This window comes from Shinella sp. WSD5-1 (assembly GCF_963942435.1).
GTDB classification, from domain to species: Bacteria; Pseudomonadota; Alphaproteobacteria; order Rhizobiales; family Rhizobiaceae; genus Shinella; species Shinella yambaruensis.
The window spans coordinates 3,813,157-3,828,411 of record NZ_OZ012596.1; the positions used below are offsets into that span (position 1 = coordinate 3,813,157).

A 15,255-nucleotide genomic window follows, 5' to 3' on the forward strand; every position below is an offset into this window, starting at 1 on the left:
CGGTCCTATTGCGCCGCTTCCTCGTGGCCGAGGAACCCGCCCGACTGGCGCGACCAGAGATCCGCATAGAGCCCGCCGCGCGCGACGAGTTCCGCATGGGTCCCCTCCTCCACGATATGGCCGCGATCCATGACGATCAGCCGGTCGAGCGCGGCGATGGTGGACAGGCGATGGGCGATGGCGAGCACGGTCTTGCCGCGCATCAGGCGCTCGAGGTTCGACTGGATCGCCGCCTCTACCTCCGAATCGAGCGCCGAGGTCGCCTCGTCGAGCACGAGGATCGGCGCGTCCTTCAGCATGACGCGGGCAATGGCGATGCGCTGGCGCTGGCCGCCCGACAGCTTGACCCCGCGCTCGCCGACATGGGCGTCATAGCCCTTCCGGCCGCGCTGGTCCTCCAGGGCGAGGATGAAGTCGTGCGCCTCGGCCTTCCTTGCGGCCTCGATCATCTCGGCCTCGCTGGCGTCCGGATTGCCGAAGAGGATGTTGTCGCGGATCGAGCGGTGCAGCAGCGCGGTATCCTGGCTGACCATGCCGATATTGGCGCGCAGGCTCTCCTGCGTGACGGCGGCGATATCCTGCCCGCCGACGAGAATCCGCCCGCCTTCAAGGTCGTAGAAACGCAACAGCAGGTTGACCAGCGTCGACTTGCCGGCGCCGGAGCGGCCGACGATACCGACCTTCTCGCCGGGACGGATCGACAGCGTCAGGTCGTCGATGACGCCGGACGGACGGCCGTAGTGGAAGCGGATGGCTTCGAAGCGGATTTCGGGGCGGGCGACCTTCATCTCGACCGCGTCCGGCGTGTCGACGAGGCCGATCGGCTGGGAGATCAGGTCGGCGGAATTCTGGATCGTGCCGATGTTGCGCATGATGCTGTTGAGCTGCGTCATCAGCCGGTTGAGCAGGAAATTCAGCCTGAGCACCAGCGCCATGGTGAAGGCGACCGCGCCGGAACTGGCGATGCCGCCGAGCCACAGATGGATGGAGAGCACCGCCATGGCGACGATCATCAGCCCGGAGACGAAGGCCATGGAGGCGCGCACGCCCGTCAGGAAGCGGGTGAAATCGAGCGTGGTCTTCTGGAAGATGTCGAAGCCGCTGCGCATGTAGCGGTCGTTCGCCTCGTCGCGGCCGAAGAGCTTCAGCGTCTGGATGTTGGAATAGGCATCGACCATGCGGCCGCTGAGCATGGACGCGGCTTCGGCGGTCTGGCGCGAATGTTCGCGGATGCGCGGCACGAAGTAGCGCGCCAGCACGGAGAAGACCACGAGCCACACGCCGAGCACGGCGGCAAGCCGCCAGTCGAGCCCGCCGAGCAGCACCAGCGTCGAGGCCGTGTAGATCGTCACGAACCAGACGCTTTCCATGAAGGAGGTGATGACGTCGCCCGTCGCCTGCCCCGCCGACCAGACCTTCGTGACGATGCGGCCGGAGAAATCGTTCTGGAAGAAGGAGAGCGACTGGCGCGCGACATGCACATAGGACTGCCAGCGCACCAGATTGTAGAAGCCGGGCGTGATGACCTGCTGGTCGACGAGCGCCGTGAGGAACGTGACGACGAAGCGCGCGAGGCCGATCAGGCCCAGCATCATCAGGAGCTCCGGCCCGTGGGCGGCCATGAGGCCGCTCCACCCGTCCGCAGGCTTGACCGTCGCCAGGATATCGACCAGCCGCCCGACGAACCAGAAGGTCGCCGCCTCGATGCCCGCCGTGACGCCGCCGAGCACCAGCATCGCCGCAAACGGCGCCTTCGCCTGCCCGACATAGAACCAGATGAAGGCGAAGAGACCCTGCGGCGGGCGAAGGTCATCCCGCCGCGCGAAGGGCTGAATCCAGTTCTCGAACCAGGAGAAGAGCGGGCGGAAGATCATGCCTCCGATATAGGCGGTTTTTGACGGGGGACAAATTAAAGATTGGAAAGGTGGAGGGATCTGACAACGGTCGGCAATTCTCTTGATTTTCGAGGATTGTAATATTAAAGTTACAGATTAGATGACGCTCCTGATCAAGCAGACCGACACCTTTCGCAAATGGGAGCGGGCGCTCGACGACCGGAAAGCGCGCGCACTGATCGCCGCCCGGCTGAACCGGATCGCCTACGGCCTCATCGGCGATGTAAAATCCGTGGGAGACGGCATCAGCGAAATCCGCGTCCACTATGGCCCCGGATATCGCATCTATTTCACGCGGCGGGGCGACGAGATCATCGTGCTGCTCTGCGGCGGCGACAAGGGTTCACAGAGACGGGATATCGCCAAAGCCAAGACCTTGGCGGCCCAAGTGGATGAATGACATGAACGAGACACTGCACAGTTACGACCCGGCCGAGGCCCTCGGTTCCGACGAGGCGATCGACGTCTTCATGAAGGACGCGTTCGAGACGGGGGATGCGGGCTATATCGCACAGGCGCTCGGCGTCGTTGCGCGGGCCAAGGGCATGGGAAAGGTTGCGGAAGAGACCGGCCTTGCCCGGGAAGCGCTCTATCGTTCGCTTGCCAGCGACGGCAATCCAACCCTCAAGTCCATGCTGGCGGTCATGCGCGCCCTCGGGCTGGAGCTCACCTCCAAACGCACCGGCACGGATTGAAGGCGCCCCTTCCGCTGGAAAGGGCGCCCTCTTACCAGTTACTCCGCCGCCGCTTCCGCCTCGGCGTCGTCGGCGATGAAGCCGCCGGACTGGCGGGTCCAGAGGTCGGCGTAGATGCCGCCTTTGGCGACCAGTTCGGCATGGGTGCCGGTCTCGTGGAGACGACCCTTGTCGAGAACGACGAGACGGTCCATCTCGGTCAGCGTCGAGAGGCGGTGGGCGATCGCGATCACCGTCTTGCCCTGCATCAGGGCGAAGAGGTTTTCCTGGATCGCCGCCTCGACCTCCGAATCGAGCGCCGAGGTCGCCTCGTCCAGCACCAGGATCGGCGCGTCCTTGAGGAAGACACGGGCGATCGCGATGCGCTGGCGCTGGCCGCCGGAGAGCTTGACACCGCGCTCGCCGACCTGGGCATCGAGGCCCGTGCGACCGTGCTGGTCGACGAGACCTTCGATGAAGTCCCAGGCATTGGCGCGCTTCGCCGCCTCGATGATCTCCGCATCGCTCGCCTCCGGCTTGCCGTAGGCGATGTTGTCGCGGATCGAGCGGTGCAGCAGGGAGGTGTCCTGCGTGACCACGCCGATCTGCGAGCGCAGGCTGTCCTGCGTCACCGTCGCGATATCCTTGCCGTCGATGGTTATCTTGCCGGATTCGAGGTCGTAGAACCGGAGCAGCACGTTCATCAGCGTCGTCTTGCCGGCGCCGGAGCGGCCGACGAGGCCGACCTTCTCCCCTGCCCCGATCCTGAGCGACAGGTCCTCGATCACGCCCTTGTTCTTGCCGTAGTGGAAGCGGACATGATCGAAGTCGATCGCGCCCTTGGCGGCCGGCAGGGCCGGTGCCTGCGGCGCATCCATGATGTCGTGCGGCTTGGTCATCATGCCCATGCCGTCATAGACCGTGCCGATGTTCTCGAAGAGCGCGGTCACTTCCCACATCACCCATTGCGACATGCCGTTGATGCGCATGGCAAGGCCGACCGCCACCGCCACGGCGCCGACGGACACGTCGCCGGACATCCAGAAATAGATGCCGATCGCCGTCGTACCGAACAGCGCGATGACATTGTTGATGTCGATCACGATGTTGAACAGGGTGATGAGCCGCATCTGCTTGTGCACGGTCTGCAGGAACGCGTCCATGCCTTCGCGGGCATAGCTCTCCTCCCGGCCGGCATGCGAGAACAGCTTCACCGTCGCGATGTTGGTGTAGCTGTCGACGATGCGGCCCGTCATCATCGAGCGCGCATCGGCCTGCTCGCGGGAGATGACCATGAGCTTGGGCACGAAGTAGCGCAGGATGCCGAGATAGATCACCAGCCAGACGAGCAGCGGCACGACGAGCCGCATCTCCGCCGAGGCGATGATCGCGATCATCGAGATGAAGTAGCTCACCACGTAGATGAAGACGTCGATGATCTTCATCACCGCCTCGCGCACGGCAAGCGCCGTCTGCATCACCTTCGTCGAGACGCGGCCGGCGAACTCGTTGGAGAAGAAGGTCATGCTCTGGCGGATGAGGTAACGGTGCATCTGCCAGCGGGCGATCATCGGGAAATTGCCCGCGAGCGCCTGGTGCATGGTCATGGTGTGCAGCGCGCCGAAACCGGGGATGATCAAGAGCAGCAGCGCCGCCATCCACACGAGCGTGTCGCCCTCGCGGGCGAGGAACGTGCCGGGATCACCGGCCGAAAGCCAGTCGACGATGCTGCCGAGGAACTGGAACAGCACGACCTCGGCGATGCCGAGCACCATGGAGCAGAAACCGAGCAGGGCCAGCCAAGGGGCGGCCGGGCGCGTATAGTGCCACAGGAAGGCGAAAAGGCCCTTCGGGGGCAGCGAGGGCGCCTCGGAAGGATAGGGATTCAAACGTCTTTCGAACCAGCCGAACATGGCTTTCTCCGTAATAGAAAGACGGAACCGGCACGGACGGCGCAAAACGGGCGCGGTCGGGAACGGGGTTCCGGCAGGATTGCCGTGGGGCGACGAAAAGCGTCACACGACGAAGTAAAATGAAGAAACGGTGGGAATCTTGGTGGCGAAACGCCTACGCGAGAAGAGGCGTCAATCCAGCCGGGAGGCGCGGTCGATACATGGTATCCATAATGATCCTCCCTTTTCTCGCGTTGAAGATGCGCCTTGGTTAGCGCGAAACGACGCAATTTGCCAGCCGCTTTGTCGCAATTTCGTCTTTCCGGCCAATTCTGTTGCCCTGCCGCCACATCCGCGATGGCATCCCGCCGCTTTTCGCCGAAAGGCGGGTCGGCACCATCTTTTTGTCTTTCCGCAATTTTTAAGACAAAACCGCTTCGCACCTTGGCCGGAATTGCTGTAGGCGAGGCCGTATGTCCGCACTTCGCATCGCCCTCTACCAGCCCGACATTGCCGGCAATACCGGCACGATCCTGCGTTTCGCCGCCTGCCTCGGCCTTTCCGTCGACATCATCGAGCCGGCCGGCTTCGATATTTCCGACCGCAGCCTCAAGCGGGCCGGCATGGATTACCTTGCCGCCGTGACGCTGACGCGACATGTCAACTGGGAGCGATACGAGGCGTGGCGGCGGGAAAGCGGCTGCCGCCTCGTGCTCGCCTCGACCAAGGCCGCCCAACGCTACACGGATTTCGCCTACCGGCCGACCGACATCCTGCTCTTCGGCCGCGAAAGCGCCGGCGTGCCGGACCACGTGCATGACAGGGCGGACGGCCGGGTGCTCATTCCCATGGTCGAGGGGCAGCGCTCCATCAATGTCGCGCTCGCCGCCGCGATGATCGGCGGCGAGGCCCTGCGCCAGACGGGTTTTGCCTGACCGCACGCATTTCCGCTCCGTCCCGAATCGCAAAAGCGCTCCGCCTTTCCGGCCTCGCGCGGCTACGGGAATCGCCCTAGCCATCACCCGGCCACAACCAGCGCAACGCGAAGGCCACGACGCCGAAGGCGAGCACGATGGCGCCGACAATGGCGTAGGCGCCGTCGTAACCCGATACGGCGATCAGCGGCTGCGAGACGACGGGCGAGAGGAACTGGCCGGCAAAGATGCTGGACACCAGGAGGCCCGAGACGCGGCCACGCCGGGCCGGCGGAGCGAGCAGCATCGCGGCGGCCGCGAAATTCGGCATGATCGTGCCCATGCAGACACCGGAGACGGCCATGGCCGCGAGCACGCCGGCATAGCTTTCCGCCCCCGAGAGCAGCAGGAACGAAAAGCCGGCCGAGACGAAGCCGAGGCCGAAGACGCCCATGATGCCGGCAAGGCGCCGGAAGGGCGCGAAGGCAAGCGCGCTCACCACGCCGACGAACTGGCCCGCGCCGATCGCCGTGCCGGCAAGGCTCGGGGCGGCAAAGCCGAGCGTTTCGAGGTAGAAGGGAAGCTGCGTCGGGATCATGTAGAAGGCGATCATGTTGACCGCGGCGGCGAGGAACAGCAAGGCGAGCAATGCGGTGGCGCGACCGCCGAGCCGGTCCGCCCCGGTGGCGGGGCCGGCCGGCCGCGCGCGGCGCGGCTCCGGCAGGAAGGCGAGCGCCGCCGGCACCAGCAGGACCGCCACCGTGTAGATGAGGAACGGCCCGCGCCAGTGGACCTCCGCAAGGAAACCGCCGCCGGTGAGGAAAATCGTGCCGCCGACGCCGACGAAGGCCTGTTGCAGGCCCATGTAGCGATCGCGCGCCGCGCCCTGGAAGAAATCGCCGACCAGCGCCGTCGTCGCCGTCATGATGCCGCCGACGGCAATGCCGAGCGCGGCACGCCCGACCAGAAGGCCGGGCAGCGTATCGAGGACGAGGCCGGACGCCCCCGCAATGGCGAACAGCGCGAGCGAGACCGTGAGCAGCGGCTTGCGGCCGAAACGATCGACCAGGAAGCCGGCCGCCGGAGAGAACAGCGCGATTAAGACCGCAGGCAGCGTCAGCACCAGCCGGCTGAGCAGCGCGACATTCTCCACATCGGCGAACCGCGCCGCGATGCCCGGCAGCGAGGCGGAAATCGTCGCGCCGGACATGATGGTGAGCGTGCTGATGAAGAGCAGCGTCGAATTGCGCCGGAGATCTGCCGGGGAGCGGGCGACCTCCGCTGCCGCATAGTGTTCCGGCTTCATGCTGCGGCCTCGTCATAGCGCGTCGCGATGCGCGCCGCCTTCAGCGCGTTCGCCCACCAGGTCAGGCGCTTCATCAGGACGGCAAGCTGGCCGTTGAGCTGGCCTTGTCGGAAGGGGTTGCCGACCGGGTCGAAATGCGTCCAGGCATGGGCAAGGCTCACCGTCTCGCGGATCGCCACCGCATGCAGCTCGGCAAAGACCAGCCGAAGCTGCTCGACGGCGCGCAGGCCGCCGGAGACGCCGCCATAGGCGATGAAGGCGATCGGCTTGGCATGCCAGGGGCGGAAGCAGCTGTCGATGATCGCCTTCAACGCCGCCGGATAGGCATGGTTGTATTCCGGCGTGACGATCAGGAAGGCATCCGCCTGCGAAATCCGGCTTTCGACCAGCTCCGCCGAGGCCTCGTCGAGGCCGCCGGGCGTGAAGGCCAGCTCCATCGGGTCGATGCGCACGATGTTGAACTGGCCGAAACCGGCGAGTTCAGGCTCCAGCCATCCCGCGATCGTATCGGCAAAGCGCCCTTCGCGACCGCTGCCATAGATGAGGGCGATCGTCAGTCTGTCAGTCATGCGGCGGCTCCGTCTTGGAAATGCGAGGAGCCGCTGGTATAAAACCTCAACTTAAGTTGAGGTCAACAGCCATGACGGAAAAATGTCCAAGGACCGGCATGCCCCGGGAACTCAGCGTCGGCGAGGTTGCCGAGCGTAGCGGCATCGCGGTCTCCACCCTGCATTTCTACGAGACGAAGGGGCTCATCCACAGCCAGCGCAACCGCGGCAACCAGAGGCGCTATCCGCGCAGCATCCTGCGCCGGGTGGCGGTGATCAAGGTGGCGCAGCGCACCGGCATTCCGCTTTCGGAGATCGCCGACGCCCTGTCGGTCCTGCCGCACGACCGGCCGCTGACGAGCCTCGACTGGCGCAAGCTCTCGGAGACCTGGCGCCGCCAGCTCGACGAGCGCATCGCGCGCCTGACGAAGCTGCGCAACCAGCTCGACGGCTGCATCGGCTGCGGCTGCCTGTCGATGCAGGAATGCCCGCTGCGCAACCCGCTGGACGAACTGGCCGCCGAAGGGCCGGGCCCGAGGCTGCTCGAGCCCTGACCTTCAGGAACGCACGACCGCGTCTTGATGGGATCGGCTCAGTCCAGCCGCGTGGCGAGCAGCTTGTCGACGCGGCGGCCGTCCATGTCGACGACCTCGAAGCGCCAGCCCTGCGTTTCCGTGACCTCACCGGTCTTCGGCAGCTTCTGCAGCGATTCGATGACGAGGCCGGCGGCGGTCTGGTAGCTGCGGCGGGCCGGCAGCTGCAGGCCGAGGCGATCGGCCATCTCGTCGATCGGCATGGCGCCGGCGATCAGCCAGGAGCCGTCCTCGCGCTGCACGGCATAGTCGTCGTCGCCTTCCTCGATATCGGCGCGGAACACGCCGGCAATCGCCTCCAGCACGTCGGCAGGCGTGATGACGCCCTCGAAGTGGCCGTATTCATCGTGGACCAGCATCATCGGCACTTCGGAAGTACGCAGCTTGTCGAGCACGCGCATCGCATCCATCGTGTCCGGCACGATCGGCGCAGGGCGGATGAAGGCGCGGATATCGAGCGGCTGGCCGGCCAGCACGGCCGAGAGCAGCTCGCGCTTCTGCACGATGCCGACGATCGTCTCCGGCCCGCCGTCGGCGACCGGCAGACGGGAATGCTGGCTCTCGTTGAGAGTCTGGTGGATTTCCTCCATCGTGTCGCCAAGGTCGATCCAGTCGACATCGTTGCGCGGCGTCATGAGACCGCGCGCCTCGCGGTCGGAAAAGCGCATGACGCCGGCGATCATCAGCTTTTCGCCGCCCTCGATGACGCCGGCAGCCTCCGCTTCGGCGACGATGGTCTTGATTTCCTCGTCGGTGACGACGCTCTCGGCAACCTCGTGCTGGCCGGTGAGGCGGAAGATCAGCCGCGTCGAGGCATCGAGGATCCAGACCGCCGGGGCGCCGATCTTGGAGAGCAGCGACATGGCCGGCGCGACGAGCGCGGCGAAACGCTCCGGGTTCTTCAGCGCGATCTGCTTGGGCACCAGCTCGCCGACCACCACCGAAAGATAGGTGATGATGAAGATGACGATACCGTAGCCGAGCGGATCGGCCAGCCAGTCCGGCACACCCTCGGCATAGAGGATGTCACGCAGGCGCCCGCCGAGCGCGGCACCCGAAAAGGCACCGGCGAGAATGCCGATGAGGGTAATGCCGATCTGGACGGTGGAGAGGAATTTTCCGGGGTGGTCCGCCAGCTTCAGCGCGGCGGCGGCGCCGCGCGAGCCCTGCGCGGCCATGGTCTTCAGGCGTGGTTTTCGCGCGGAGACGATGGAAAGTTCGGAAAGGGCAAAGACCCCGTTGAAGAGGATGAGGAAGACAGCAATCGCGAGTTCGAACAAGGACTGTGAGCCGTGCTTCTGAACCGCAACGGCGCCTTTCTGTTGATGACGATGGCCGCAAGATAGGGGCGCGGCGGGCCGCCGTCAATCGAACTTGCCGATCACGGTCGCGTCAGGTGGGGATCACGAGCATTTCGAGGAGGATGTCGCGCAGCCGCCCGACCGGCGCGGACGGCGCCGCCTCGGCCGTGTGCAGCATCAGGTCGACGCTGCCGAGCGCCGGCAATCCGGCCCGTTGCGGGTCGAGCACGCGCAGATGCGCGGGCATGCCGGTGGTGGTGCGGATCGTCACGCCGAGCCCGGCCGTCACCGCCGCCCAGAGCCCGGCAAGGCCGGGGCTGGAAAAGACCTGCCGCCACTCCCGCCCGGCCGCCGAAAGCGCATCGACGGCGGCGGCCCGGAACGAACAGGGCGGATCGAAGGCGATGAGCGGCACCGGTTCCCCGGCGGAGACGTCGTAGTCCGCCGCCGCGATCCAGACGATCGGATGGGTGGCGATGTGCCGGCAATGCGCGCTTTTCTGCCCGCCCCAGGTGACGGCCATGTCGAGGTCGCCGCGTTCCACCGCCGCCACCAGCCTGGCGCCGCGATCGACCCGCGCCTCGACGCGCAGCTTCGGATGCGCCCGGGAAAAGCGGCCGAGCACCGGCGGCAGCGACGTCTCGGCAAAGTCCTGCGGAATGCCGAGCCGCAGCCAGCCGTCGAGCGCCCGGCTGGAGCCGAGCATCATCATCGCCTCGTCGTTCAAGTCGAGGATACGCACCGCATAATCATGCAGCGCCGCGCCGGCATCGGTGAGCGCAAGGCCCCGGCCCTGTTTGGTGAAAAGCGTCTGGCCGCTGAGATCGGCAAGCTTCTTCAGTTGCAGGCTGACGGCCGGCGGCGTTCGCCCCAGTGCCTCCGCGGCTTTCGCAAAGCTGCCGAGCCGCACCCCCGTGACGAAGGTGCGCAGCACGTCCATGTCGAAGTTGCGGGGCGAAACCATTCAGTTTTCCAAAACCATATCTGCAATGCTTCTCAATTTTAAAAACGATAGTCGCGCAATAGGCTCATCCCGTCAACAAGAGACAGGAGACGACCATGCCCTTCCTCCATATCCGCCTCGCCGGCAGGAACCTGACCGACGGCGAGCGCCTGCACCTCCAGGACGAGGCCACCCGCCTTGCCGTCACGCTGCTCGGCAAGCGCGCCGAAGCGACCGCCGTCCTTATAGAGGGAACGCCGATCGCCGACTGGGCCATCGGCGCGCGCCGGCAGAAGGTGGCCGGCCATTTCGAGATCCTGATCAGCGAGGGCACGAACACGGCGGAGGAGAAGGCCCGCTTCATCGCCGCCGCCTATGCCCTGCTGGAAGAAGCGCTGGGCGCGCATCTCAATCCGGTGACCTATGTGGTCATCCGCGATATCGCGACGGACAGCTGGGGCTATGGCGGCCAAACGCAGGAAAGCCGGCGCGTTGCCGTTGCGGCATGAAGCGTCAGTCGGCGCTCGGCAGGCGGCGCATGGTGAACTCGATGCGGTCGCCCTCCATGGCGCGCCAGCTCTCGACCTCGGTCCAGTAGGCGGCCTTCGGCCAGAGGTCGAACCATTCGCGCGCCTTCTCCCGCGCCGCCTGCCGGTCGAGGCAGAAGGTCTCGCGGACGAAATGGCCCTCGCCGGCGGGTTTTTCACGACGGCGACGCTCGATATGGCGCCGGAGCCCTTCGAGAGGGGGCGGACCGGGAACACGCGCCATGCAGATTTCCTCCTGGCAGCACATTCGACGGAAGAAACATAAGCCGCCCCCGCGCATTTTGCGAGTCCCGCCGTCCCCAGCCGATGCCCCGCCCGCGGTTGCCAAACGGCGCAAAGTTTTGGACTGTGGCGAAAATGCGATTCGGCGGGCTGCCCGCCAGCGGGAAGCACCATGGAACGACCAGACCTGCCGAAGGGCCTGCCCGAGGACATCGAAGAGAAGAAGAATGCCGCCCGCGCCTGGTTCGAGCGGCTGCGCGACGCGATCTGCGCCAGCTTCGAGGCGATCGAGGACGACCTGCAGGGGCCGCTCTCCGACATGCGGCCCGGCCGCTTCGTCGGCAAGGACTGGCTGCGCGAGGGGGGCGAAGGCGGCGGCGGACGCATGTCGATGATGGAAGGCCGCGTCTTCGAGAAGGTCGGCGTGCACACGTCCACCGTCCACGGCGAATTCTCGCCGGAGTTCCGCGGCCAGATCCCCGGCGCCAGCGAGGACCCGCGCTTCTGGGCCTCCGGCATCTCGCTCATCGCCCATCCGGTGAACCCCAACGTGCCCGCCGTGCACATGAACACGCGCATGGTCGTGACCACCAGCCGCTGGTTCGGCGGCGGGGCGGACCTGACGCCGGTGCTCGACCGCCGCCGCGTGATGGACGACCCCGACACCACGCTCTTCCACAAGGCGATGGAGATCGCCTGCAACCGCCATCCCGTCGCCGACCACCGGAAATTCAAGGAATGGTGCGACGACTATTTCTTCCTCAAGCACCGGGGCGAACCGCGCGGCACCGGCGGCATCTTCTACGACTGGCTGCATTCGCCGGAGGAACTCGGCGGCTGGGACGCCGACTTCGCCTTCACGCAGGATGTCGGCCGGGCCTTCGCCATGGTCTATCCGAAGATCGTGCGCGCGAACTTCAACAAGGGCTGGACGGAAGAGGACCGAGACGAGCAGCTCGTGCGGCGCGGCCGCTATGTCGAGTTCAACCTGCTCTACGACCGCGGCACCATCTTCGGCCTCAAGACCGGCGGCAATGTCGAATCGATCCTCTCCTCGCTGCCCCCGGTGGTGCGCTGGCCCTGAAGGCCGGCCCTCGCCGCCTTGTGATTACAGATCCGCACTGTCCATGGTATGATGCCGCCTGCATGAGTCCATGGAGGAAGCAGTCATGAAGATTGCAGCACAAGAGGCAATGCAGGCGGGTCCCGACCCGAAATCCCCCGAATTTCTCGATCGTTTCGCCGAAACCATCCGTGCCGAGAGCGGCCTCGACCTGCCGCACGCCTATTTCGTCGAGGAAGCCCGGCTGCGGCTTGCCAGCGGCGTGGTTCACCATCTCGTCGATCACCACACGACCCCGGCCCAGTTCCAGTCGTCCTGCTGCTTCGACGCCTGGGCGAAGGACGACGCGGCCTGACAATGGCCGCCCGCAAAAGCGGCGATGAATCCGCGCCCGGGGCGGAACCCCGGGCCGCTTTCGCCGTTTCTCGGGACGGCCAACCGAGCCGCCGGCCCGGCCGCGATTTGGCCGGCGGGGCCTCATCTGCTACACTGGTTCCGTTGAAACGACAGGAGATAGGTCATGAGACTTTTTGAATGCGGTTCACTCGTCCCCGGATGCGACTGGCATACGCGGGCCAATGACGACGCCGAAGTCGTCCGCCGCGCGGTCGAGCACATGCGCGCCGTCCATGGTGAGGCGATCATCCGGGAAAGCATGGTCGACCACATCAAGGAACGCATCGTCGACGAGAAGGCGGCCGACGCCGCCTGACGGGCAGCGCCCCGCAAGCCCCTTGTCGATCTGCCCCACCTTCTCCCCGCCGGGGAGAAGGAAATTGTCGGTGTGACTGGACGTTCCTGCTTCTAGGCCTTCGAAGGCTCTCCCTCCTGCCTGGCCAGTGCTTCCAGGCGGGCAAGCAGCTTGGTGCGGCCGTCATGAAAATTGCCCGCCACCCACGCGTCTTCGATCGCGCCGAGTACCGCGCCGACCTTCGGGCCGGCGGGAATGCCGGCGGCCAGCACATCCGCGCCATTCAGCGGGAAGGTCGGCTTGTGCCATGTCTCCGCCTTTGCGAGGAGCCGCTGGCAAAGCCCGGCAAAGGCGAGCGCCTGCGGATCGGCGAGCCCGCGGGCCCGGGCGGACGCGAGCGCCAGCTTCAAACGCATGGTCAGCCCCTCAGCGCCGTTGCGGTAGAGCAGCCGCTCGAACGCCGTCTCGGCGAGTTTCTGCGCGATTTCCGGCGCGCCTGCCCAATGGTCGAGAGTGGCCGCCTCGGCCCTGGAAAGGCGCAGGCGCCCGGCAAGCGCCTTCAGGCGCGCGCGGTCCGGCGGCACCATGGCGGCAAGGCGCAGCAGCGCGTCCGGCGTCCAGCCGAACGCCGTCTCGGCATCGATCAGGCCGGGGATCGCATCGATGCCCCATTTCTCCGTTTCGGGCAGGATCGCGGTAAGCACGCCCGCCTGCCGCATCCACAACAGCGCCCGGCCGGGATCGGGCGCGCCCAGCAGCTTCTTCGTCTCGGACCAGACCCGTTCCGCCGAGAGTTTCCCCAGCGTATCCTTCGCCCGCGCGCAGGCCTTCAGCCCCTCCGCATCCGGCCGGCCGCTGCCGTAAAGCGCGAAGAAGCGGAAGAAGCGCAGGATGCGCAGGTGATCCTCCGCAATGCGCGTCGCCGCATCGCCGATGAAGCGCACCGTGCGGCTCTCGATATCCGGCAGGCCGTTCACGAGATCGATGACCGTGCCGTCGTCGGTGGCGTAGAGCGCATTGATCGTCAGGTCGCGCCGCTCGGCATCCGCCCGCCAGTCCGTGCCGAAGGCGACATCCGCGCGGCGGCCATCGGTGGCGACGTCGCGGCGCAGCGTCGTCACCTCGAACGGCTTGCCGTCGAGGACCAGGGTCACCGTGCCGTGCTCGATGCCCGTCGGCACCGCCTTGATGCCGGCCGCCTTCGCCCGCTCGACCACCGCTTCCGGCCGCAACGTCGTCGCGATGTCGATATCGGCGACCGGCAGGCCCATCAGGCTGTTGCGCACGGCCCCGCCGGCGATGCGCGCCTCCCCGCCGTCGCTGTTGAGCAGCGCCAGCACGCGAACGAGCGCCGGATCGGCAAACCACGCCTCGCCCGAAACAGACGTCATGCATAAAGCCTTTCATAGATCACCCGCACGATGCCGGCGGTGATGCCCCAGATATTATGCCCCTCATAGGGCATGCGATAATAATGCCGCTCGCCGCCGAGCCAGATGCCGCTGCCCTGCTCGTGGTTGCGCGGATCCATCAGGAACGACAGCGGCACGTCGAAGACCTTCTCGACCTCCGCCGGATTGGGCGTCAGCTCGAACCCCGGCTGCACCACGGCAAGGACGGGCGTGATGGAAAAACCCGACAGCGCCTTGTATTGCGGCAGACGCCCGACCGGCTCGACGAAGCGGCGGTCGAGGCTGATCTCCTCCTCCGCCTCGCGCATCGCCGCAGCCTCGACGTTCTCGTCCTCGTCATCGACCGCGCCGCCCGGAAAGGCGATCTGGCCGGAATGTTTCCGCATGGTGGCGGTGCGCTGGGTGAAGATGACCCGCGCCTCGTCGCCATCGTCGACGACGGGGATCAGCACCGCCGCATCGCGCAGCTTCATGTCTTCGAGATGCGGAATGACGCCCGGATTGAGCAGGCTGTCGCCATGCTCGCGCCAGGTCCCCTCGCCGAGCGTCAGCATCTGTTCCAATGCCCGGCGGCGGAACTCGGCGGCGCTGTAGGGCGGAAAACTCATCGGGTGAGCGCATCCAGCTCGGCGGCCGGCATGATCGGGAAGACCACGCCGCCGGAGCGCACCGCGAACATGTCCGTCCCGTCGATCTCGACCGTCTCGCCAAGCGCGACCAGCTCGTACATCATCGCCCGCGAGACCAGGGCCTCCAGCCGCCCGCGCACGAGGAGATAGGGCTTCAGCTCGCTATTCCCGCCCGCGATGACGAAGCGCAGCGGGTGCTCCGGCCCCGCCTCCACCACATCGCCGACATTGGTGCGGAAGGTGAGCTTTTGCGCCTCCCCCTCGCCCGACGCATTCATCTCGACGGCGAGGAACGGCGCGTCGACGACCCGGATGCCGACCTTCTCGACCGGCGTCACCAGATAGGTCCTGCCGTCCTCGTCCTTGCGCAGGACGGTCGAGAACAGCCGCACCAGCGGCGCGCGGCCGATCGGCGTTCCCAGGTAGAACCAGGTGCCGTCGGCGCGGATCTCCATGTCGATGTCGCCGCAGAACGGCGGGTTCCAGCGCTCGACCGGCGGCAGGCCGCGCCCGCCGGTTTCCGCGCCGGCCCGTGCGATCAGCGCGGCCAGTCCCGCCGCATCGCTGCTTTCGCGAATTTCGCCCGTTGCCATTGTTCCGTCCCGGTTGAACCCTATCTCCGCG

At 66.4% G+C, this 15,255-nt stretch carries 18 protein-coding genes; 8 read left to right on the forward strand and 10 right to left on the reverse strand.

From position 1 onward, the window contains the following. Positions 1-5: 5 nt before the first annotated feature. The gene (locus tag AABQ55_RS18650; protein WP_272806083.1) at positions 6-1,874 is read right to left on the reverse strand and encodes an ABC transporter ATP-binding protein; all 1,869 of its coding nucleotides are present in this window, start codon (positions 1,872-1,874) and stop codon (positions 6-8) included. A 121-nt stretch (positions 1,875-1,995) separates the two neighbouring features. Here AABQ55_RS18650 and AABQ55_RS18655 point away from each other — a divergent pair, with 121 nt between their 5' ends. After that, positions 1,996-2,295: a type II toxin-antitoxin system RelE/ParE family toxin gene (locus AABQ55_RS18655; protein WP_272806084.1), complete on the forward strand. Its 300-nt coding sequence runs from the start codon at positions 1,996-1,998 to the stop codon at positions 2,293-2,295. Between the two features lies 1 nt (position 2,296). Beyond that, positions 2,297-2,590, forward strand: a complete 294-nt coding sequence (locus AABQ55_RS18660) for an addiction module antidote protein (protein WP_272806085.1) — start codon at positions 2,297-2,299, stop codon at positions 2,588-2,590. Between the two features lie 38 nt (positions 2,591-2,628). On the opposite strand, the gene AABQ55_RS18665 is transcribed toward AABQ55_RS18660, so the two are convergent. After that, the gene (locus tag AABQ55_RS18665) at positions 2,629-4,482 is read right to left on the reverse strand and encodes an ABC transporter ATP-binding protein (protein ID WP_244767032.1); all 1,854 of its coding nucleotides are present in this window, start codon (positions 4,480-4,482) and stop codon (positions 2,629-2,631) included. A 452-nt stretch (positions 4,483-4,934) separates the two neighbouring features. On the opposite strand from AABQ55_RS18665, the gene AABQ55_RS18670 reads away from it, so the two are divergent. Next, the gene (locus AABQ55_RS18670; RefSeq protein WP_272806086.1) at positions 4,935-5,396 is read left to right on the forward strand and encodes a tRNA (cytidine(34)-2'-O)-methyltransferase; all 462 of its coding nucleotides are present in this window, start codon (positions 4,935-4,937) and stop codon (positions 5,394-5,396) included. Between the two features lie 76 nt (positions 5,397-5,472). Here AABQ55_RS18670 and AABQ55_RS18675 read toward each other — a convergent pair whose 3' ends face one another. Further along, a complete protein-coding gene (locus AABQ55_RS18675) occupies positions 5,473-6,681 on the reverse strand; it encodes an MFS transporter (protein WP_272806087.1) in 1,209 nt (402 codons plus the stop codon). Beyond that, positions 6,678-7,250: an NADPH-dependent FMN reductase gene (locus AABQ55_RS18680; protein ID WP_272806088.1), complete on the reverse strand. Its 573-nt coding sequence runs from the start codon at positions 7,248-7,250 to the stop codon at positions 6,678-6,680. Before AABQ55_RS18680 ends, AABQ55_RS18675 begins: the two co-directional genes overlap by 4 nt. Before the next feature lie 98 nt (positions 7,251-7,348). Here AABQ55_RS18680 and soxR point away from each other — a divergent pair, with 98 nt between their 5' ends. Then, positions 7,349-7,783: a redox-sensitive transcriptional activator SoxR gene (gene soxR / locus AABQ55_RS18685; protein WP_317633299.1), complete on the forward strand. Its 435-nt coding sequence runs from the start codon at positions 7,349-7,351 to the stop codon at positions 7,781-7,783. A 38-nt stretch (positions 7,784-7,821) separates the two neighbouring features. Here soxR and AABQ55_RS18690 read toward each other — a convergent pair whose 3' ends face one another. Next, positions 7,822-9,102 (reverse strand): hemolysin family protein, encoded by a 1,281-nt coding sequence (locus tag AABQ55_RS18690; protein ID WP_244767037.1) that lies wholly within the window; start codon positions 9,100-9,102, stop codon positions 7,822-7,824. A 112-nt stretch (positions 9,103-9,214) separates the two neighbouring features. Next, complete coding sequence (locus tag AABQ55_RS18695; RefSeq protein ID WP_272806089.1) at positions 9,215-10,087, reverse strand: LysR substrate-binding domain-containing protein; 873 nt, start codon at positions 10,085-10,087, stop codon at positions 9,215-9,217. Between the two features lie 95 nt (positions 10,088-10,182). On the opposite strand from AABQ55_RS18695, the gene AABQ55_RS18700 reads away from it, so the two are divergent. Next, positions 10,183-10,575, forward strand: a complete 393-nt coding sequence (locus tag AABQ55_RS18700) for a tautomerase family protein (RefSeq protein ID WP_272806090.1) — start codon at positions 10,183-10,185, stop codon at positions 10,573-10,575. Positions 10,576-10,579: 4 nt separating this feature from the next. On the opposite strand, the gene AABQ55_RS18705 is transcribed toward AABQ55_RS18700, so the two are convergent. Continuing rightward, on the reverse strand, positions 10,580-10,837 hold the full coding sequence (locus AABQ55_RS18705) for a hypothetical protein (RefSeq protein WP_244767040.1): 258 nt from the start codon (positions 10,835-10,837) through the stop codon (positions 10,580-10,582). Positions 10,838-11,008: 171 nt separating this feature from the next. Between AABQ55_RS18705 and hemF the strand changes: the two genes are divergently transcribed. The 3 genes from hemF (at position 11,009) to AABQ55_RS18720 (ending at position 12,611) form a co-directional block, all read left to right on the forward strand. After that, entirely contained in the window at positions 11,009-11,920 is a 912-nt protein-coding gene (gene hemF / locus AABQ55_RS18710; RefSeq protein ID WP_272806091.1) for an oxygen-dependent coproporphyrinogen oxidase, read from the forward strand. 85 nt (positions 11,921-12,005) lie between these two features. Continuing rightward, entirely contained in the window at positions 12,006-12,254 is a 249-nt protein-coding gene (locus tag AABQ55_RS18715) for a hypothetical protein (RefSeq protein ID WP_244767042.1), read from the forward strand. Positions 12,255-12,419: 165 nt separating this feature from the next. Continuing rightward, the gene (locus tag AABQ55_RS18720) at positions 12,420-12,611 is read left to right on the forward strand and encodes a DUF1059 domain-containing protein (RefSeq protein ID WP_244767043.1); all 192 of its coding nucleotides are present in this window, start codon (positions 12,420-12,422) and stop codon (positions 12,609-12,611) included. Between the two features lie 92 nt (positions 12,612-12,703). On the opposite strand, the gene AABQ55_RS18725 is transcribed toward AABQ55_RS18720, so the two are convergent. From AABQ55_RS18725 to AABQ55_RS18735, 3 genes are read right to left on the reverse strand one after another with little or no spacing between them, the layout of a single operon-like run. After that, entirely contained in the window at positions 12,704-13,981 is a 1,278-nt protein-coding gene (locus tag AABQ55_RS18725; RefSeq protein WP_272806092.1) for a CCA tRNA nucleotidyltransferase, read from the reverse strand. Continuing rightward, positions 13,978-14,610 carry a CoA pyrophosphatase gene (locus AABQ55_RS18730; protein WP_244767045.1) on the reverse strand — a complete coding sequence of 211 codons (633 nt, stop codon included), beginning with the start codon at positions 14,608-14,610 and terminating at the stop codon, positions 13,978-13,980. Before AABQ55_RS18730 ends, AABQ55_RS18725 begins: the two co-directional genes overlap by 4 nt. Next, positions 14,607-15,224 carry a DUF1285 domain-containing protein gene (locus AABQ55_RS18735; RefSeq protein WP_244767046.1) on the reverse strand — a complete coding sequence of 206 codons (618 nt, stop codon included), beginning with the start codon at positions 15,222-15,224 and terminating at the stop codon, positions 14,607-14,609. Before AABQ55_RS18735 ends, AABQ55_RS18730 begins: the two co-directional genes overlap by 4 nt. Between the last annotated feature and the right edge of the window lie 31 nt (positions 15,225-15,255).